Annotated in this window: 16 protein-coding genes and 2 tRNA genes; 15 read left to right on the forward strand and 3 right to left on the reverse strand. The window is 68.8% G+C overall.

What is annotated here, in order from left to right; genetic code table 11:
* The first annotated feature begins 289 nt into the window (after positions 1-289).
* From ACIO3S_RS29195 to tig, 7 genes are all read left to right on the forward strand, one after another.
* A complete protein-coding gene (locus ACIO3S_RS29195; protein ID WP_400470340.1) occupies positions 290-1,561 on the forward strand; it encodes a DUF222 domain-containing protein in 1,272 nt (423 codons plus the stop codon).
* Positions 1,562-2,206: 645 nt separating this feature from the next.
* Positions 2,207-2,725 (forward strand): ribose-5-phosphate isomerase, encoded by a 519-nt coding sequence (locus tag ACIO3S_RS29200; RefSeq protein ID WP_141792457.1) that lies wholly within the window; start codon positions 2,207-2,209, stop codon positions 2,723-2,725.
* A gap of 7 nt (positions 2,726-2,732) precedes the next feature.
* Positions 2,733-3,575 (forward strand): Fpg/Nei family DNA glycosylase, encoded by an 843-nt coding sequence (locus tag ACIO3S_RS29205; protein ID WP_400470344.1) that lies wholly within the window; start codon positions 2,733-2,735, stop codon positions 3,573-3,575.
* 66 nt (positions 3,576-3,641) lie between these two features.
* On the forward strand, positions 3,642-4,718 hold the full coding sequence (locus ACIO3S_RS29210; protein WP_400470347.1) for a PP2C family protein-serine/threonine phosphatase: 1,077 nt from the start codon (positions 3,642-3,644) through the stop codon (positions 4,716-4,718).
* Positions 4,719-4,823: 105 nt separating this feature from the next.
* A tRNA-Gly gene (locus ACIO3S_RS29215) sits at positions 4,824-4,897 on the forward strand.
* A gap of 35 nt (positions 4,898-4,932) precedes the next feature.
* A tRNA-Pro gene (locus tag ACIO3S_RS29220) sits at positions 4,933-5,005 on the forward strand.
* 57 nt (positions 5,006-5,062) lie between these two features.
* Positions 5,063-6,451: a trigger factor gene (tig, locus tag ACIO3S_RS29225; RefSeq protein WP_400470350.1), complete on the forward strand. Its 1,389-nt coding sequence runs from the start codon at positions 5,063-5,065 to the stop codon at positions 6,449-6,451.
* Positions 6,452-6,522: 71 nt separating this feature from the next.
* Here tig and ACIO3S_RS29230 read toward each other — a convergent pair whose 3' ends face one another.
* Positions 6,523-7,281, reverse strand: a complete 759-nt coding sequence (locus tag ACIO3S_RS29230; protein WP_400470353.1) for a hypothetical protein — start codon at positions 7,279-7,281, stop codon at positions 6,523-6,525.
* Between the two features lie 209 nt (positions 7,282-7,490).
* On the opposite strand from ACIO3S_RS29230, the gene ACIO3S_RS29235 reads away from it, so the two are divergent.
* The 5 genes from ACIO3S_RS29235 to ACIO3S_RS29255 all read left to right on the forward strand — a co-directional run bounded on the left by ACIO3S_RS29235 (position 7,491) and on the right by ACIO3S_RS29255 (position 12,307).
* The gene (locus tag ACIO3S_RS29235) at positions 7,491-8,477 is read left to right on the forward strand and encodes a hypothetical protein (protein ID WP_400470356.1); all 987 of its coding nucleotides are present in this window, start codon (positions 7,491-7,493) and stop codon (positions 8,475-8,477) included.
* A gap of 121 nt (positions 8,478-8,598) precedes the next feature.
* Positions 8,599-9,261, forward strand: coding sequence for an ATP-dependent Clp protease proteolytic subunit (locus tag ACIO3S_RS29240; protein ID WP_396982905.1), 663 nt, complete (start codon positions 8,599-8,601; stop codon positions 9,259-9,261).
* Between the two features lie 4 nt (positions 9,262-9,265).
* The gene (locus ACIO3S_RS29245) at positions 9,266-9,871 is read left to right on the forward strand and encodes an ATP-dependent Clp protease proteolytic subunit (protein WP_091049270.1); all 606 of its coding nucleotides are present in this window, start codon (positions 9,266-9,268) and stop codon (positions 9,869-9,871) included.
* Between the two features lie 100 nt (positions 9,872-9,971).
* Positions 9,972-11,264 (forward strand): ATP-dependent Clp protease ATP-binding subunit ClpX, encoded by a 1,293-nt coding sequence (gene clpX, locus ACIO3S_RS29250; protein WP_160024669.1) that lies wholly within the window; start codon positions 9,972-9,974, stop codon positions 11,262-11,264.
* A gap of 116 nt (positions 11,265-11,380) precedes the next feature.
* Entirely contained in the window at positions 11,381-12,307 is a 927-nt protein-coding gene (locus ACIO3S_RS29255) for a hypothetical protein (protein WP_400470360.1), read from the forward strand.
* Positions 12,308-12,457: 150 nt separating this feature from the next.
* On the opposite strand, the gene valS is transcribed toward ACIO3S_RS29255, so the two are convergent.
* On the reverse strand, positions 12,458-15,085 hold the full coding sequence (valS, locus tag ACIO3S_RS29260) for a valine--tRNA ligase (RefSeq protein ID WP_400470362.1): 2,628 nt from the start codon (positions 15,083-15,085) through the stop codon (positions 12,458-12,460).
* 79 nt (positions 15,086-15,164) lie between these two features.
* Here valS and ACIO3S_RS29265 point away from each other — a divergent pair, with 79 nt between their 5' ends.
* Positions 15,165-16,034: a GNAT family N-acetyltransferase gene (locus ACIO3S_RS29265; RefSeq protein ID WP_400470365.1), complete on the forward strand. Its 870-nt coding sequence runs from the start codon at positions 15,165-15,167 to the stop codon at positions 16,032-16,034.
* A gap of 102 nt (positions 16,035-16,136) precedes the next feature.
* On the opposite strand, the gene ACIO3S_RS29270 is transcribed toward ACIO3S_RS29265, so the two are convergent.
* Positions 16,137-17,939, reverse strand: a complete 1,803-nt coding sequence (locus ACIO3S_RS29270; protein ID WP_400470368.1) for a M48 family metallopeptidase — start codon at positions 17,937-17,939, stop codon at positions 16,137-16,139.
* Positions 17,940-18,042: 103 nt separating this feature from the next.
* Here ACIO3S_RS29270 and ACIO3S_RS29275 point away from each other — a divergent pair, with 103 nt between their 5' ends.
* The gene (locus tag ACIO3S_RS29275) at positions 18,043-19,485 is read left to right on the forward strand and encodes a bifunctional folylpolyglutamate synthase/dihydrofolate synthase (protein ID WP_400470370.1); all 1,443 of its coding nucleotides are present in this window, start codon (positions 18,043-18,045) and stop codon (positions 19,483-19,485) included.
* Positions 19,475-19,906: a DUF4233 domain-containing protein gene (locus ACIO3S_RS29280; protein WP_400470373.1), complete on the forward strand. Its 432-nt coding sequence runs from the start codon at positions 19,475-19,477 to the stop codon at positions 19,904-19,906. The genes ACIO3S_RS29275 and ACIO3S_RS29280 overlap by 11 nt, the downstream gene beginning before the upstream one ends.
* Position 19,907: the final 1 nt, after the last annotated feature.

Below are 19,907 nucleotides of genomic sequence, written 5' to 3' on the forward strand. Positions count from 1 at the left end.
CCGCCGGCTTCGCCGGCCGCTTCGCGGTCCTTGACACCGGGGCCCGTCGAGAAAAGATTTGGCTGGCTATCGGGGCGGCGGCCCGGGTGTGGCGCGGAGAGATTCTTACGCGTTTGGGTTGGCGTTGAGAGGTGTGAGGGTGGCCCTTCGGGCCACTTACCATCCACAGAAACGAGGTCGTTCGCTCACCGCGAAACTGGTCTCTGACCAGGGAAAATAGGTGGTCATACAGGGGTGGGGAGCGTAGAATCGGGCACATCACAGCACACCTCTGAAGGAGAGGACAGCGATGAGTCTCGGCCGCGACATCGACCACTGGGGCACCAACCCCGGGGATGCGATCGACGCTGCCTTGACCGCCATCGAGACCGCCCTCCACGACCTTCTCGCCACCGATCCCGCCTACTGGCGCACGGAGCAGAAGAAGGACCTGCTGGCACGGTTGGAGAAGCTCCAAGCCCAACAAGCCGCCCTGAAACTGAGAGTGCTCGCCACGGCCGGTGACATCGCTGAGGAGACCGGCGCCAAGGACGCCTCCGGGTGGATGCGGACCGAGTTGCTCGTCGATAAGGGCGTGGCTCGCTCCCAGATGAAGCTCGCGGCGGCGGTCGCGAAGTACGACCTCGTGGCTGACGGCCTGGCCGAGGGTGTGGTGTCCCAGGACAAGGCCCGGGTGATCACCCAGGCGCTCGACAAGATCGAGGCCGACCCCGCCGCCAGCGCGGAGGACCTGGCCCTGGCCGAGAAGCTCCTGGTCGATTACGCGATCCGGTTGACGGCGAATGAGTTGAAGATCGTCGGACGCCGGATCCTGGCCGAGATCGACCCGGAACGATTCGAGCAGGCCGAGGCCAAAGCGCTCCAGCGCGAGGAAGAGCACGCCCAGCGGCGTACGTTCTTCTCCACCCGCGACAACGGCGACGGCACCATCGACATCCACGCCCGCGTCTCCCGTGCGGTCGGGATGCGGCTGCGGACCCTGTTGGACTCGTTGGCCCAGCCGAGGAAGCTCTCCGCCGAGGACAAGGGCCGCAAAGCCCCCTACGACCGCTTGCTGGGTCAGGCGTTCGCCCGGGTGGTCGAGACCTACGACGTCGACCAACTCCCCAGGCACGGTGGGCACGGGACCACGGTGTTCATCACGATGAGCCTCGAGGACCTTCGCAAGGATCTCGGCACCGCCGCGCTCGGCTTCGATGGGGAGCAGATCACCGCTGCTGAGGCCCGCCGGATGGCGTGCAACGCAGATCTTGTTCCGGTGGTGTTGGGCACCGACTCCGAGATCCTCGACTTCGGGCGCACCGCCCGGTTGGCGTATCCGGTCCAACACAAGGCACTCCGGCTGCGAGACAAGTGTTGCCAGGCCGAAGACTGTGATGCACCAGCCGCCTGGACCGAGGCACATCACCTGAGACCATGGTCCGCAGGCGGCCGAACCGATCTGGCCAACATGGTCTTGTTGTGTGCGAGTGACCATCGCCGGATCCACGATCCCGACTACACCTATGAGCGGCTCCCGGATGGGCGGATCCGGTTCACTCGGCGCACCCGAACCAGCTGATCCCCGGGCTGGCCTGTGCGGCCGTGTCCGTACTCATCCGAGCCCACGACGGGGCGATCGCTGATCCGCGTCCTCATACAGTCGTGTCGTGCCACTCCTGCCGGGTGGCCAACCTGCCGATGCTCCGCGCCGGGCAGGGCTGATCCGGACGGCGCTGCAGTTGGCGGTGCGGGCAGTCCGCGGCGTATCAATCGCCACCTGATGACCCAGCTCGTCCGCCCAGGCGACCCGCCTCAGACGGCCATGACCAGGAGCCACCTGAGGCAGCAGCATCCGCCATGCCCAGGTCATCGCCCCCTCCTCCTGGCGGCATCTTGTGAAGCATTCACAAGATGCCGCCAACTGGTATAGGCACCGAGCAGACCCTTCACCCACCAGGACTCACCGGCCCGAGATCCCAAGCCCGTACCCAACCCATGGAATCCGCGCCACACCCCGCCGCCGACCCGATAGCCAGCCAAAATTCTCGACGGAGCCCGGTGTCAAGGACCGCGAAGCGGCCGGCGAAGCCGGCGGCCGCAGGCCGTCCTTGACTCCGGGAGCCGTCGAGAACACCATCCATAACGGGTCGGCGGCCCAGCCCGAGACGGGACACCAACCCCGCCAAGTCCGAAGATGAGCAACAGGTAGGAGAGGATGGGCGGCATGCGCGTCCACATCGGCTGTGACCATGCCGGTCTCGAACTGAAGTCCCACCTGATCAACCGTCTGACGGAACTCGGCTACGAGCCTGTCGACCATGGCCCGTTCGTCTACGACGCACTCGACGACTACCCGGTCTTCTGCATCCGGGCGGCCGAGGGAGTGGCCCGGGACCGGGCGCAGGGGCTGGACAGCCTCGGGGTCGTGATCGGCGGGTCGGGCAACGGTGAGCAGATGGCGGCCAACAAGGTGACCGGCATCCGCTGCGCGCTCGCGTGGAGCGAGGAGACCGCCAAGCTCGCCCGTGACCACAACAATGCCCAGGTGGTCGCGGTGGGTGGCCGGATGCACAGCCTCGAGGACATGACGAAGTTCGTCGAGATCTTCCTGGCCGAGCCGTTCAGCGAGGACGAGCGGCACGTACGCCGCATCGACCAGCTCCACGCCTACGACGCCGACGGCGTACGTCCGCCGCTTCCCGACTCGGCCAAGGGCCTGGGGCCCGCCGAGGACCAGGACTGATCCGGGGATGCCCGAGGGGCACACCCTCCACCGTCTCGCGCTCGATCTGAGCGACGCCTTCGCTGGCCAGCAGGTCAGGGTCAGCAGCCCGCAGGGTCGGTTCGCCGACTCCGCCGCGCTGCTGGACGGCCAGGTCTTCACCGGCGCCGAGGCGTGGGGCAAGCAGCTCTTCCTCGAGTTCCCGGCGGAGCAGTACGTCCACATCCACCTCGGCCTCTACGGCAAGCTCGACCTGAAGCCGTACGCCACTGAGCCGCCGCTACCCGTCGGCCAGGTCCGACTCCGGCTGACCGGCAGTGAGACGTACGCGGACCTGCGCGGCGCCAACACCTGCAACCTCGTCACCGCGGCCCAGCGTGACGCGGTGGTCGCGAAGCTCGGGCCGGACCCGCTGCGCGACGACGCCGACCCGGGCCGCGCGTGGGTGCGGATCAGCCGGAGCCGTACGACGATCGGTGCGCTGCTGATGGATCAACATGTCCTCGCCGGAGTCGGCAACGTCTATCGGGCCGAGGTGCTCTTCCGGCACCGGATCGACCCGATGCGCCCCGGCAACACCCTGCGCAGGCAGCAGTGGGACGCCATCTGGGACGACCTGGTCGAGCTCATGAAGCTCGGCGTCCAGAGGAACCGCATCGACACCGTCCGCGATGAGCACACCCCCGAGGCGATGGGCCGTCCCCCGCGTCAGGACGACCACGGTGGCGAGGTCTACGTCTACCGCCGCCACGGCCAGCCCTGCCTGGTGTGCGGCACGAGCGTACGGACCACCGAGCTGCAGCAGCGCAACCTGTTCTGGTGCCCGAAGTGCCAGCGCACGTACCGGCCCCGGACGAGCGTAAAGAAGTAGCCCGCACTACTCTCCGGCCTGCGAGAACGACCACGCAGCCCCCACCTCGAGACCTAGAGTGAGGCCATGTCGAGCCATGCCTTCGCAGACCGCCTGCGGAGCAACGCGATCCGCCGCAGGTTCCGTGACCCGGAACTGCGAGCGGTGCTGTGGCTCGGGCTGCTGACCATCGTCCTGACGGTCCTCGCGGCGGCTCAGACGGGCTGGCTGCAGGTGGTCCCGGTGGCGGTCCTCACCGTGCCGCTGCTGCTCGGAGCGGTGCTGCTCGGGCCCCGTACGCTCAGCTGGTTCGTGGTCTTCGTGATGGTGATGATCGTGGTCGCCGCCAGCCAGGTGACACTCTCCGACCGGGACGCCGCCGCCATCGGCGTGCACTTCCTGCTCGGCGCGATCGTCCTGTTCGTCGCGATGCGCCGCACCTACCTCGGCGTCGGGGGCTTGAGCGACGAGCTGATGCTGCTCGACCTGACCCACAAGCTCGACCAGGGTGCGATCCCGCCGATGCCTCACGGATGGCTCGCCGACTCGGCCGTCCTGCCGGCGGGCGGCACCCGGTTCGCCGGCGACTTCGTGGTGGCCGCGCGGGAGGCCGACCGGCTGGAGATCGTCGTCGTCGACGTCTCCGGCAAGGGGGAGCGTGCGGGCACCAGAGCACTACAGCTCTCTGGTGCGTTCGGCGGCCTCCTTGGCGCCGTATCGCCTGCCGAGTTCCTGCCCGCCGCCAACCGCTACCTGCTCCGTCAGGACTGGCAGGAGGGCTTCGCGACCGCGATCTACCTCTCGATCGACCTCGGCAACGGCGCGTACGAGATCCGCACGGCCGGCCACCCGCCCGCGCTCCTACGCCGCGCAGCCACCGGCCGCTGGGAGGAGGCCGAGAGCAACGGCCCGGTGCTGGGGCTCATCGACGACGTCGAGTTCGACGCCTGCGAGGGAGTGCTCGGAGTGGGCGACATGGTGATGCTCTACACCGACGGCGTCGTGGAGGCACGGGGTGTCGACCTCGAGCGCGGCATCAGCAACCTGGTCGCCACCGCCGACCATCTCGCTGTCACCGGACGAGGCGGGGGAGCGCGCCGTCTGCTCGAAGGACTGAGCGCCAGCTCCGACGATCGCGCCCTCGTCGCGGTCGGGCGAAGGTGACCGAACCAACGCTGCGAACCGACCGGTAGGGGAGCCGGTTACAGGTGTGAGCCAGATCTATGGCAGGATTTCGCAGGTCGCACGAGGGCGCTGGCTCTCGCGTGCGCGGATGTAGCTCAATGGTAGAGCCTCAGTCTTCCAAACTGATTACGCGGGTTCGATTCCCGTCATCCGCTCCAAGTGCCATTCCCGCTGATTGGGGAGGGGCCCTTGACGGGGCGTAGCGTAGTGGCTAGCGCGCCTGCTTTGGGAGCAGGAGACCGCAGGTTCGAGTCCTGTCGCCCCGACATTTCATTGCCCTGCACGCGACATCATTCTCAGAAACAAACGACAGGAGACACCCTGTGAAGAGCGCCGTCGAGACGTTGAGCCCGACCCGGGCCAAGCTGACCGTCGAGGTGCCCTTCGAGGAGCTCAAGCCGAGCCTCGACGCGGCGTACAAGCAGATCGCCAAGCAGATCAACGTTCCCGGCTTCCGCCGGGGCAAGGTCCCGCCCCAGGTGATCGACAAGCAGGTCGGCCGCGGCGCGGTGCTCTCCGAGGCGGTCAACAACGTCCTCCCGCAGATGTACTTCGACGCCCTCCAGGAGAACTCGCTCGAGCCGCTCGCGCAGCCCGAGATCGAGGTCACCAAGCTCGAGGACAACGAGACCCTGGAGTTCACCGCCGAGGTCGACGTCAAGCCCGAGATCACGCTGCCCGACTACGAGGGCATCGAGGCCAAGGTCGAGGACATCGAGCTCACCGACGCTGACGTCGAGGAGCAGATCCAGGCGATGCGCGAGCGCTTCGGCACCCTCAAGGATGTCGAGCGCGCCGCCGCCGACGGCGACTTCGTGGTCATCGACCTGAAGGCGACCAAGGATGGCGAGGACGTCGAGGGCGCCGAGGCCGTCGGGATGAGCTACCAGGTCGGCAAGGGCGGCATGCTCGACGGACTGGACGAGGCCATCGTCGGTCTGTCCGCCGGCGAGTCCAAGGACTTCAAGAGCACCCTCGTGGGCGGTGAGCTGATCGGCCAGGAGGTCGATGTCAACGTCACCGTCAACCAGGTGCAGGAGCAGGAGCTCCCGGCGTACGACGACGACTTCGCCCAGCTCGCCAGCGAGTTCGACACCGTCAAGGAGCTCGAGGAGGACGTCCGCGGCCGCCTCGGCAACGGCAAGCGCCTCGAGCAGGCCGCCGCCGCCCGTGACGCCGTCCTCGAGGCCCTCTTGGAGCAGGTCGAGATCCCGCTGCCGGAGAGCATCGTCACCGACGAGCTCAACGCGCGCCGCGAGGGCATCGAGCAGCAGCTCGGCTTCGCCGGCCTCACCTTCGAGAAGTACCTCGAGGACGAGGAGCAGACGATCGAGGAGTTCGAGGCCGACCTCGAGCGCCGCGTTCGTGACGCCGTCGCCGCCCAGCTGATCCTCGACCAGATCGCCAAGGAGAAGGAGATCGGGGTCGAGCAGCAGGAGCTGACCGAGCACATGATGCGCCGCGCGCAGCAGTCCGGTCAGGACCCGCAGGAGTTCGTCAACCACATGCTCGAGCACAACCACGTGCCCGAGCTGGTCCAGGAGATCCTGCGCGGCAAGGCGCTCGCCCAGCTCGTCGAGGCCGCCAAGGTCACCGACGAGTCCGGCAACCACGTCGAGCTGAAGAACCTCCGCCCCGACGGCACCATCGGTGAGGACGAGCCCGAGGCTGACGCCGAGGCCCCCGAGGAGACCGAGAAGGCTGACGCCTGATCACCCTCAGACGTACGTCACAGCGCCCCTGCCTCGCGGCGGGGGCGCTGTCGTTTTCACCCGACTCGGCGCTACTGGGCGTCGAAGTTGTCCGTCGGGTCGCCCGATACCTCCAGATGCTTGGCCGCGCAGTCGGTCTTCGACAGGCCCTGCTCGACACACCACTCCAGTGCGGGTGTGGAGGTGTCACTGGGGTGGGGCACCACGACGGCGTACATCCCCGGCTTCACGTACGAGCTCGGCCACTCGCCGGTGTCGAGGAGCAGCGCCTCGGGGTGGGCGGTCTTGATCTTCTGGTAGCGGGTCAGCGCCTGGTGCCAGTCGGCGTCGCCGCCGTCCCCGGCACCGACCGCCGCCAGCTGTGGGATCCAGGTGCCGATGAGCTTGGTGGCCGCTTCGGTGTCGAGGCGGGAGATGCGGAGCAGCTGATGCTCCGGCGGGGCGTTCGGGTCCACGGAGGGCACGCTCGACGGCTCGCTCGTGGGGCTGGTCGAAGGTTCCGGCTCCGCTTCGGACTGCACAGGGCCGGCCCCGTCCTTGCCGAAGATGAATCCGAGCACTCCGGCGACGAGCACCAGCACCACGATCATCACCAGGATCGGCGCGGTGCGGCCCTTCCGTTGCGCCGGGGGTGGCGAGGCGGCGTCGTCGAAGAAGTATCCCCGCGTGCTGCGACTCGTGGTCGCGTCGTCGCCGAGCTCGTCCACGAAGAGCGGACGGTGCTGCTCCGGAGGAGCCAGGATCGAGGTGCCGCAGCCGATGCAGAAGACGGCCCCGGGAAGCAGCGCGTCGCCGCACGACTGGCAGTGTGATCCCATCTCCTTGCTCACACTCGGACACCCCCTTCCCTATCCGACGGTAACCCGCGAAGGCCGCTGTAGTCACGCAACACCAGCAACAACAGCATCACAGACACCATACGTGTGAGTGAACGCAAACGTACTGAATGTGGGCGCGACGGTGTGATCTGAGACACAGGCGGGCCGGACAGTGGGCACAGGTGATCCGCTCGGCGGGGCAGAGGCCCTACGCTGCCAGCGTGACCTCCAGCCCTGAGACCGTCCGCGCCGTGGTGCTCAACGTCGAGGACGCTCCGGTGGACCCCGACGCCGAGGAGCTGCTCGACCGCGGTCAGGGCAAGGTGGCCGGCCTCGTCGGTCTGGCGAAGCTCGCCTGGCGCATCACGGCCTTCGCCCGTCGACCGTTCGCGGCCCCGTTCGCGCTCGCGACCCCGATCATCCGCGGAGTCGTCAACACCGACTCCGGACCCGCCGTCGCGGTCCGGCACCAGGGTCGCATGGTCAGCCCGAAGGAGTGGGCCGCCGCCCAGCGCCAGGTAGGGACGAGCCCTCGGATCCTGGTCCTGATCCCGCCGGCGGGCAAGGACGAGACCGTCTGGGACGAGGGTTCGCAGGCGACCGGGGCGACGTACGCCGACCGGCTCGCCGAGCTGCTCGGCTGGATGCCGCTGCACATGCACGTGTCGGCCGGCAGCAAGTCGGTGCCCGCCGCGGTGGCGCTCAGCAGCCGGATCCAGGCGTGCGTCGACGCCCTCGCGGCGGAGCCGCGCATCGTCCTGGTCGGCTACGCCGGTGGTGGTCTGATCGCCCGCAACGCGCTCGGCGTGGCGACCGCCGGGACGCGCCCGTGGACGACGTACGTCTCCGAGCTGATCGCGCTCGGCACGACGCCCTACGCGGTCACCTCGGCCCCGATCTCGGGTGGGGTCGGCAAACAGCTCGACGAGCACCTCGCCGGGATCGCGGTCGTCGGGGCCGACGAGGCGATGCTGCCGCCGCGCCCGGATGTGGACTATCTGCTGGTCACCGACAAGGCGACCTCGCGCCCCAACCGGGTCGGGCGACTCTTCGGGGAGATGCTGTGGTGGCGGCACAAGACGCCGCTGAGGTCGCGGCGGGTGCGCGACCTGTTCCCGACGGCGGAGCGCTTCACGCTCTCGACCGCCGAGACGCCGCTGTCGAACCATCCGGCGGTTCACGACGCCCTGCTGCGCTGGCTGGCATAGCCGTGGGGATCGCGGCGCCGCGCGGATTGCGACGCGATCGCCAATAGTTCTGCCGTCGGCGAACAATGGCACACCAGCCGTGGAACAACTGGATGTGGCGGCTAGTGTCGATCCTGTGAACATCGACTCCAGCGCGGCTGACGCTCATGCCGGTGCCCCAGGGCTCTCCCCGAGCCTGGGCGGCAACGGCGGCGGTCTGAGCCTTCTCGACGACAACATCTACAACCGACTGCTGCGGGAGCGCATCGTCTTCCTCGGCTCCGAGGTCCGCGACCAGAACGCCAACGCGATCTGCGCGCAGCTCCTGCTGCTCTCCGCGGAGGACCCCGAGGCCGACATCTTCCTTCACATCAACTCGCCCGGTGGTTCGGTGGATGCCGGTATGGCCATCTACGACACGATGCACTACATCCCCAACGACGTGGCGACCGTCGGCATGGGCCTGGCCGCCTCGATGGGCCAGTTCCTGCTCTGCGCCGGCGCGAAGGGCAAGCGCTACGCGCTGCCGCACGCGCGGATCATGATGCACCAGCCCTCCTCGGGCATGGGTGGCTCGGCCTCCGACATCAAGATCCAGGCCCAGCAGTCCCTGCACATCAAGAAGGTGCTGCTCGAGCTGATCAGCGAGCACACCGGCCAGAGCGTCGAGCAGGTCACCACGGACGCCGACCGCGACCGCTGGTTCACCGCTGCCGAGGCACTCGACTACGGCCTGGTCGACCAGGTCATCAGGAGTGCCAAGGAAGCCTCCGACGAAGGCCGCCCCGCCCACAAGAAGGACTGAGGACATGAACTACTACATCCCGCAGTGGGAGGAGCGTACGTCGTACGGCGTCCGCCGGATCGACCCCTACGCCAAGCTCTTCGAGGACCGGATCATCTACCTGGGCACCCCGATCAGCGACGATGTCGCCAACGCGGTCATCGCCCAGCTGCTCTGCCTGCAGTCGATGAACCCGGACCAGGACATCTCGATCTACATCAACAGCCCCGGTGGCTCGTTCACGGCCTGCACCGCGATCTACGACACGATGCAGTTCATCAAGCCGGACGTGCAGACCGTCTGCATCGGTCAGGCCGCCTCGGCCGCCGCGATCCTGCTCGGCGCTGGTGCGCACGGCAAGCGGATGGCGCTGCCCAACAGCCGCATCCTGATCCACCAGCCCTACACCGAGGGCACCTTCGGCCAGACCTCTGACATCGAGATCCAGGCCAACGAGATCCTGCGGATGCGTGAGCTGCTCGAGAAGATGATCGCCGACCACAGCGGCAAGTCGATGGACGAGGTCAGCCACGACATCGAGCGAGACAAGATCCTCACCGCCGCTCAGGCGGTCGAGTACGGCCTGATCGACTCGGTGCTCGAGTCGCTCAAGACGCCGGCTCTCGTTTGACCATCGGGCCCCGCGCCGCTCCCACATTGAAGGCGCGGCGCGGGGTACCGTCAGTAACTATTCGGACCTAGCAGCACAAGTCGGGGAAGGAAGGCCACTCGTGGCACGCATCGGCGACGGAGGTGACCTGCTGAAGTGCTCCTTCTGCGGGAAGAGCCAGAAGCAGGTCAAGAAGCTCATCGCGGGTCCCGGCGTCTACATCTGCGACGAGTGCATCGACCTCTGCAACGAGATCATCGAGGAGGAGCTCAACGAGGGCTCCGAGGTGGAGATCGCCGACCTCCCCAAGCCGAAGGAGATCTTCGACTTCCTCAACTCCTACGTCATCGGGCAGGAGCAGGCGAAGAAGTCGCTCGCGGTGGCGGTCTACAACCACTACAAGCGCGTCCAGGCCGGCCTGCAGCCCGGTGGCCCGCAGGGCCCCGGCAAGCACGCCAAGGAGGAGCAGGTCGAGGTCGCCAAGTCCAACATCTTGGTGATCGGCCCGACCGGCTGCGGCAAGACCTACCTCGCGCAGACGCTGGCCCGGATGCTCAACGTTCCGTTCGCGATCGCGGACGCCACGGCGCTGACCGAGGCCGGCTATGTCGGTGAGGACGTCGAGAACATCCTCCTCAAGCTGATCCAGGCCGCCGACTACGACGTCAAGAAGGCCGAGACCGGCATCATCTACATCGACGAGATCGACAAGGTGGCCCGCAAGGCGGAGAACCCCTCGATCACGCGTGACGTCTCGGGTGAAGGCGTGCAGCAGGCGCTGCTGAAGATCATCGAGGGCACGACCGCCTCGGTGCCGCCGCAGGGTGGCCGCAAGCACCCGCACCAGGAGTTCATCCAGATCGACACCACCAACATCCTCTTCGTGGTGGGTGGCGCGTTCGCCGGTCTGGAGCACATCATCGAGCAGCGGGTCGGCAAGAAGACCCTGGGCTTCACCGCCGAGGTGCGCGGCAAGGCCGAGAAGGAGTCCGAGGACCTGCTGAAGCTGGTGCGTCCCGAGGACCTGACCAAGTTCGGGCTGATCCCGGAGTTCATCGGCCGGCTGCCGCTGATCGCGAGCGTCGAGAAGCTCGACCAGGCCGCGCTCGTTCAGATCCTGACCGAGCCGCGCAACGCGCTGGTGAAGCAGTACCAGAAGCTCTTCGACCTCGACGGCGTCGACCTCGAGTTCACCGAGGACGCGGTCACCGCCATCGCCGACAAGGCCCTCGAGCGTGGCACCGGTGCCCGTGGCCTGCGGGCGATCATCGAGGAGGTTCTCCTCTACGTGATGTACGACGTGCCCTCCCGCGGCGACGTGGGCAAGGTGATCGTGACCCGCGAGGTGGTCGACGACGGCGAGATGCCGACGCTCGTTCCTCGCGAGAAGGAAACCAAGAAGAAGTCCGCGTAGCCCGTTTGGGTCATTTTCCCCGCCCGGGTCGGTATTGGCCCGGGCGGTCGGACACAATACGCACTGATGATCATCTGTACCTTTCCAGCTCCGTCACTCGGTAGGGAAGTGGGCACGTGAGGTTCCAGAGGGGCCCGGTGATGGCCTACGCCGCCGTAGTGCTCATCGGCCTGCTCGTGGTCATCCAGACCCTCAGCCCGGACATCTCCGCGTTGCACCGGGTGCCGCGTACACTCTCGGGCCAGGCCGACTTCACCGTGATCCCGCCGGCGCCGTCGCCCGGAGTCTCCGGGGTGTCGACGATCCCCAGCAACACGCCCGATACGGACCGGAAGAGCGACCCGGAGGACTCCGCCCCGCCGAAGAGCCGCGAGGAAGAGAAGCCGGACAGGACGCCGTCCGCGCCCGCTGAGCAGCCCGAAGCACCGCCCTCCGAGGAGCCGACGACGCCCGCCGACCCCGGTGAGGGCAACGGCAACGGCAAGCCGCCCACGCTGGTCCCGTCCGTGGGGCCGATCCCGGGGATCATGGCGCCGCTGCTGTGGCCGTTCGTGGCCGAGGAGGACGCCCGCCCCGTCGACGAGGCCGTGCCGATGTTCCTGCGGCAGCTGATCGCTGCCGACGCCGGCGTCCCGGTCGAGGATCTTCCGCTGGAAGAGCCCAAGGACGACCGGGAGACCGATGAGGCGACCGCGGAGTCGAAGGAGCCCGACGCGGAGTCGACCAAGCAGGAGTCCGAGGCCGAACGGGTCCTCGAGGACGCCTGCGAGCTCACCGCCGCGATCGCCGAGGACGTCAAGACGTTGCCAGGAGCGAACGACGCTCCCGAACCCGAGGCCACGCCGGAGTGCGACGAGGCGTGCGCTGAGTCGAAGACACCGGTAGGGTCGTCGCCCGCAGCCGAACCCGAGGCCACCACCGAATCCGCTGAGCCGTCCGACACCGAGCCGTCCGACGCTGAGACGACGGACACACCGGAGCCGGAGGAGCCGAAGGAAGGCAGCAAGGACGACCAGACTTGTGCCGAGAAGTCGGTGCAGTAGGGATCACTCCGATGGCGACCGCACCACGCCAGAGTGACCGGCCGAGCGAGTCCCCCCGGGCGCTTGGCTGGAGTGAGGGACGAAGCAGGCCCCGGAACCGCATCCGCGGTCCGGGGCCTGCTCCGTCGTTGGGCTCCGTCGGTCTGAGGCTCAGTCCTCGGGGACCTCTGCCAGCTCAGCGGTGACGGAGATCTCCGTCGCGTTCTCGTCGACGGTGAAGAAGAGGTCGCCGACGATGTTGCCGACCCGCTTGAGGTCCGGCGCGGCGGCCTCGGCGTCCTTGACCAGCTTGGCCGGGCCGGTGACCTCGGCCTTGGCCAGCGGGTGACGCATCTTCACCTTCGCGGTCGACTTCGCTCCGCGGATCCCGGTCAGGGTCGCCGCGACGGCATCCAGCGCCGCCGGGTCGGCGGCGGCAGCGGTGCCGAGCTCGAGCTCACGCGGCCACGAGGAGGTGTGGATGGAACCGGTCTGCCACCACGACCAGACCTCCTCGGTGACGTACGGCAGGAACGGCGCCAGCAGGCGCAGCTGGACGTGGAGAGCCGTGGCGAGAGTCGCGCGAGCGGACTCGGTGGCGAGACCGCCGTCCTCGTCGTAGGCACGCTCCTTGACCAGCTCGAGGTAGTCGTCGCAGAACTCCCAGAAGAACTTCTCCGAGGTCTCCAGCGCCGTGGAGTAGTCGTAGGCCGTGAAGGCGTCGGTCGCCTTGGTGATCGTCTCCTTGAGACGGGCCATCAGCGCGCAGTCGACCGGCTGGGTGATCGCGACCGGGTTCAGCGTGGTCGCGCCGACGTTGCCGAGGACGAACTTGGAGGCGTTGAGGATCTTCATCGCCAAGCGGCGACCGACCTTCATCTGGGTCTCGTCGAACGGCGAGTCCATGCCCGGGCGGGTCAGCGCGGCACGCCAGCGAACCGCGTCGGCGCCGAACTTCTCGAGGATCTCGGTCGGGACGACGACGTTGCCCTTCGACTTCGACATCTTCTTGCGGTCGGGGTCGAGGATCCAGCCGGCGATCATCGCGTGGCTCCACGGGACGGTGCCGTCCTCGAGGTGGGCGCGGACGATGCGGCCGAAGAGCCAGGTGCGGATGATCTCGTGGCTCTGGGTGCACAGGTCCATCGGGTAGACCCGGCTGAACAGGTCGGGGTCGGCCTCCCAGCCGCCGGCGATCTGCGGGGTCAGCGACGAGGTCGCCCAGGTGTCCATGACGTCCGGGTCGCCCTGGAAGCCGCCGGGCTTGCCGCGCTGTGCCTCCTCGTAGCCGGCCGGGACGTCCGTGGACGGGTCGATCGGGAGCTGGTCCTCGCTCGACAGCAGCGGCTTGTCGTAGTCGGGGTTGCCCTCGGCGTCGAGTGCGTACCAGACCGGGAACGGGATGCCGAAGAAGCGCTGGCGGGAGATCAGCCAGTCACCGTTGAGGCCGCCGACCCAGTTGTCGTAGCGGTGGCGCATGTGCTCGGGCAGCCAGGTCACGTCACCGCCGCGGGACAGCAGCTGCTCACGCAGCTCCGGGTTGCGGCCGCCGTTGGTGATGTACCACTGTCGGCTGGCGACGATCTCGAGCGGCTTGTCGCCACGCTCGTAGAAGTTGGCCATCCGCTGGGTCTTCTTCGGCTCGCCGTCGAGGTCACCGGACTCGCGGATCATCGCGACGACGGCCTCGCGGGCCGAATGGACGGTCTTGCCCTTCAGCTCCTCGTACGCCGCGACCCCGGCCTCGGCGGTGATCCACTCCGGGGTCTCGCGGGAGAAGCGGCCGTCGCGGCCGATCAAGGCACGTGCGGGAAGGTTGAGCTCACGCCACCACTGGACGTCGGTGAGGTCACCCCAGGTGCAGCACATCGCGATGCCGGCGCCCTTGTCCATCTCCGCGGCCTCGTGAGGCAGGACGGGGATCTCGACGCCGAAAATCGGGCTGGTGACGGTGCTGCCGAACAGGTCCTTGTAGCGGTCGTCGTCGGGGTGCGCGATCAGGGCGACGACGCTCGGGATCAGCTCGGGGCGGGTGGTCTCGATGTGGACCGGGGTGCCGTCAGCGCGGTGGAAGGCGACACGGTGGAAGAAGCCGGGGTAGTCCTTCGCCTCCAGCTCGGCCTGGGCGACGGCGGTCTGGAAGGTGACGTCCCACAGGGTCGGCGCCTCCTGCAGGTAGGCCTCGCCGCGGGCCAGGTTGCGCAGGAACGCCTTCTGCGAGGCGGTCTGGGAGACCTTGCCGATGGTGGTGTACTGCTGGTCCCAGTCGAAGGAGAGACCCAGGGTGCGCCACAGGTCCTCGAAGACCTTCTCGTCCTCGACGACCAGCTGGTTGCACAGCTCGACGAAGTTGGGTCGGCTGATCGAGATCTGGCGCTTCGGGTCCGGCTTCTCCGGCGGGGTGAAGTCGGGGTCGTAGGGGAGGCTCGGGTCGCAGCGGACGCCGAAGTAGTTCTGGACCCGGCGCTCGGTCGGCAGGCCGTTGTCGTCCCAGCCGATCGGGTAGAAGACCGACTTGCCGTTCATCCGCTGGAAGCGGGCGATCAGGTCGGGGTGGGTGTAGGAGAAGACGTGGCCGACGTGCAGGCTGCCGGAGACGGTCGGCGGCGGGGTGTCGATCGAGTAGACGTTCTCCCGCGGCTGGGTGCGGTCGAAGGCGTACGTCTTCTCGTTCTTCCACTGCTCGGCCCACTTGGCCTCCAGGCCCTCGAGGACCGGCTTGTCCGGTACGGCGACTACGCGCTGCTCAGCGGGCGTAGTCGTCTCCGGTGCGGTCTGCGTGGGCGTGGTCTCAGTCATGGGACCAAATCCTATGGGCGCGCGGGGGCTGGCGCGAAACCGGTTGAGACCGGCGTTGCACACTCGCCATGCTTCGGTCATGGGCACCATCGACTTCTTCACCGACGCAGCCGAGTTCCTCGCCGTTGCGAAGGACTATCTCGCCGCGGAGCCGGTGACCGCCAACGTCGTCGCCACCAACGCGGAGAAGGCGACCCGGGTGGAGCAGGAGGGGCCGTACCGCTGGTTCGCGGTCGCTCGCGAGGGTGGCCGGGTCGTCGGTGCGGCGATGCGGACGGCCAACTTCGAGCCGTACCCGCTCTACGTCTGCCCGATGCCCGAGCCGGCGGCGCTCGAGCTGGCGCGTGCCCTGCACGCGAGAGGCGAGTACGCCGGTGGGGCCAACGGCGCGCTCCCGGCGGCCCGGACGGTCGCCGAGGAGACCGCCCGGCTCGCGGGTGGGCGGGTGAGCGTCGCGATGGCGTCGCGTCTGCACGAGCTCGGCACGCTGGTGCTGCCGTCCGGAGTGCCCGGGAACGCCCGCCCGGCGACGTACGACGACCTCGAGCTGTGCCGGGAGTGGCTGGCCGACTTCGGGCACGCGGCCCGGGAGCAGTCCACGAACAAGGCCTACGCCCACGAGCACGCAGCGGTCGGCGAGGACGAGGTGCGGCGCCGGATCGAGGAGTTCCTGCTGCTGTGGGAGGTCGATGGTGAGGTCGTGTCCCTGGTCGGCGCGACGCCGCCGGCGCACGGCGTGGTCCGGATCGCGCCGGTCTACACGCCGAAGGAGCAGCGGGGCCACGGCTACGGCACCGCGGTGACCGCCGAGGCCTCACGCCTCCTCGGCGCCGACGGCACTCGGCTGTGCCTGTTCACCGACGCCGACAACCCCGTCTCCAACCACGTCTACGCCAAGATCGGCTACCGCCCCGTCGTCGACATGGCCAACCACACGATCGTCGACTGACTCGCCGAGTCGGCTCGAACTTACGAGATTCCGCGCCGAGTCGGCTCGTTCGAACGAGCCGACTCGGCGCGAGTTGCGGTCAGGATGAGCCGACTCGGCGTCTCAGTCGACGGTGAAGCGGCGGCCGAGGTAGTGGTCGACGGCCGGCCAGATGTGGCCCTCCGACTCGGCGGCGTTGGTCCAGCGCAGGGACCAGCCTCCGCCGGTGGCGGTGGTGATGTCGGCGGAACGGCGGCCGCTGCTGCTCTGCTTGAGGTGGAGGGCGCGGATCTGGTCCCAGGGGAGGTAGGCGGCGTTGGAAGCGGTAGCCAGCTCGGCGGGAGACCTGTCCAGGGCGCGCTGGATCAGCTTCCTGCCGGGTGATCCGGAGGTCACCGAGGCCAGGCCTGTGGCGAGCCGGTCGGAGCCGGAGGGCTTGAGCAGCATCAGGCCGGTTTCGGTCACCAGGAGCGTACGGAAGCCGTCGCCGGAGATCGGGGCCAAGGCACCGATGTAGCCGTCGGGCGTCGTCGGAGCCGACGTCTCGGCGTCAGTGAGCGCCGGCGTCTCGGCGTCGACCTGCGCGTCGAGCTGGTGCACCCAGGCGCGTAGCGCGGCGGCGTAGCCGGGGGAGCCGAGGGCCTCGTAGGCGAGCTCCTCGGGGTCGACCTCCTGGCCGGCGATGTCGACCAGCCGCCAGGGGCCGGCCCAGCTGAGCTCGTAGCGCGCCTTGTCCTCGCCGACCAGTTCGTGGGCGATGGCGGCACCGAGGAGCCGGGCGATGACCTTCCGCTTCGCCTCGGCGTCTTCGACCTCGACCAGGTCCAGGAGCGTGTCGAGGTTGCCGGAGGCGATCAGGTCGAGGGCACCGCGGACGGTGGCCGGCACGATCTGGTTGTCCTGCATCGCGTTCAGGAGCGTCTCGGCGTTGATCGCCGCCGCGCGGGCGCCGGCGACGCTCACGATCTCGGCCATCGGCGCCGGCGTCAGACCCGAGCCGGCGAACGTCTTGTCCTCGAGGGCGAGGAAGTTCTGGGACGGGTAGCGCAGGATGCTGGCGGCGTTGCCGGACTTGTCCGCCTCGTCCGCGGAGGCCATCGACTCCAACCGCTCGATGCGCTCCGACAGGGGAGGGTGGGAGTCGTAGGCCGACGTCTTCGCCTCGAGCGGCGCCGCGCTGATCCTGGCGAGCTCCTCGAGCCGCTCGGGGTCGCTCATCAGGTTCGTGAAGTTGTCGAAGAAGCGCGTGGGCCGCAGACCGTAGTGGGTGCCGGCCTCGACGTACTGCTCCAGATAGATGTGCCAGGCGGCGTCGAGCGCGGGGAGGGTCCGCAGCGTGGTGGCCGCGGTCCGTGGCCCGGCGACGGTCGCGCTGAGCCGGTCGGCGTCGATCTCATGGGCGTGCGCGAGCGGGCGGGTCAGGGAGAAGAAGAGACGGGCGTACGTCCGGAACGGTCGCTTCACCAGCGGGTTGGAGAGGCCCGCGGCGACCTCGGCGATCGCCAGGCGGCTCCGGTGGATGAGAGCGCCGAGCCGGGTGTGGCTGGTGCTGTGGTGGCCGAGCTCGTGGGCGAGCACCGCGTGGAGCTGGTTGCGGGAGAGGCCCTGGAGGAGAGGTACGCCGAGGAACATCCGCCGGGTCCCGGTCCTGAGCCCGAGCAGGCTGGTCTCCTCGCTGACCGCCGCGTTGACCTCCGGCACCAGCCGGATCTCGTCGGGGGCGCGGGTCCCGGCGGTGGCGGCCAGCGCGCGGACCTCCGCCCACAGCCCGGGCTGTTCCTGCTCGGTGAGGACGAGCCCGCCGGGGTCGCCCGAGGTCCGGGGGCGCCGCCGTGGGGCCATCTGCTGACCGACCAGCGCGAAGGCAGCCAGGACGTAGGCAACGGCCAGGAACGAGACCGCGAGAGCAGCCCGGAGCGTACGCATGAATGGTGGACCTTGTGGGGGGATGGGGTTCAGTCCGAGATGAGTGGGAGGGTAGCGGGTCTGGCAATTCGCTGGGAAGCGCGTACGCCATAGACTCGACCCGATGAGTGAGACTCCCGCGCCGCGTCTGGCGGCCACGATCGAGGAGGTCTGGGAAGCGCTGCAGTCGCGCTGGCCCGAGACCCGGCTCGAGCCTTCCCTGGACCGGATCCGCGCCCTGCTCGAGATCCTCGGTGATCCGCAGAACGCCTTCCGGATCATCCAGCTGACCGGCACCAACGGCAAGACCTCCACCTCCCGGATGATCGACACGCTGCTGCGGTCCCTCGACCTGCGCGTGGGGCGGTTCACCTCGCCCCACGTGGAGCGGATCAACGAGCGGATCTCGATCGACGGCGAACCCCTGACCGACGACGAGTTCGTGGCCGCGTTCAACGACGTCGCCCACTACCTCGGCATGGTCGACGACGACCAGCCGCACCCGCTGTCGTTCTTCGAGTCGATGGTGGGGATGGCCTACGCCAAGTTCGCCGAGGCCCCGGTCGACGTGGCCGTGGTCGAGGTCGGGCTGGGCGGCGGCTGGGACGCGACCAACGTCGCGAACGCCGATGTCGCGGTGGTCACCCCGATCGCGGTCGACCACGCCAAGTATCTCGGTGACAACCCGGTCGCCATCGCGCGCGAGAAGGCCGGGATCATCAAGCCGGGTGCGGTCGCCGTGATCGCCGAGCAGTCCGTCGAGGTCGCCGCGGTGCTGGATCAGCACGCGGCGGAGGTCGGCGCCCGGCTGCTGTGGGAAGGCACCGACTTCGGGGTCGTCTCCCGCACCCCGGCGGTGGGCGGACAGATCCTCACGCTGCGCGGGCTGCGGGGGGAGTACGAAGACCTCTTCCTGCCCCTCTACGGCGCCCACCAGGCGCAGAACGCGGCGACGGCGCTGGCCGCGGTCGAGGCGTTCCTGGGAGACACCGTGCTGGCCGACGAGCTCGTGCGCGACGCGTTCGCCAAGGTCGACTCGCCGGGCCGGCTGGAGATCATGCGGTCGTCCCCGACGGTCCTGCTGGATGCCGCCCACAACCCGGCCGGCGCCGAGGCGACGGTCGCCGCGCTCGAGGACTCTTTCTCGTTCTCCGGTGTCGTCGGCGTCATCGGGGTGATGGGCGACAAGGACGTCGAGGGCCTGCTCGCCGCCTTCGAGCCCGTGCTGGAGCACCTCGTCGTCACCCAGAACTCCACCGAGCGTGCCCTCCCGGCCATCGAGCTCGCGAAGGTCGCCGTCGACCTCTACGGCGAGGAGCGGGTCTCGGTGGTGCCGCGTCTGGCCGACGCCATCGACGCCGCGATCGGCCTGTCGGAGTCCTCCGGTGGCGGCTCGATCTCCGAGGGCGCGGTGCTGGTGACCGGCTCCGTGGTGACCGCCGGAGAGGCGCGTACGCTGCTGGGCTCGCGTGGCCCGGCCGCCCGGTCGGCCGCGACCGCCCGGGTCGTCCCGACCGCCGACCCCGAGCTGGAGGCCTACCTGGAGGCGGACGCAGATGGCGAGTGAGCGGGAGAAGTCGCCGCGGCGCGGGATGTGTGCCGCGATCGTCTCGATGGAGGGACTCGCGGTCGCGCTGGCCGCGCCCGTGATGATCTCGATCGGCGGGGTCTCCGCCGGGCTGGCGCTCCCGCTGGGCCTCGGGTTCTTCGTGGCCTGCATCGTGGTGGCCGGCCTGCTGCGCCGCCCCTGGGCCTACTGGCTCGGCTGGGCGCTGCAGGTCGTCGCGATCGGGATGGGCTTCCTGATCTCGATCATGTTCGTCGTCGGTGTGATCTTCGCGGTCCTGTGGGGCATGGCCGACATCCTCGGTCGCAAGATCGAGAGCGAGCGTGCCGCGGCCTTCGAGGCGTTCGACCGGATCGCCGCCGAGGAGAGCGCTGAGGAAAGCGCCGAGGAAGTGGCCGGGGAAGAGGCCGAGCCCAGGTAGG

Source organism: Nocardioides sp. NPDC087217, from assembly GCF_044744805.1.
In the GTDB taxonomy this organism is placed as follows: domain Bacteria; phylum Actinomycetota; class Actinomycetes; order Propionibacteriales; family Nocardioidaceae; genus Nocardioides.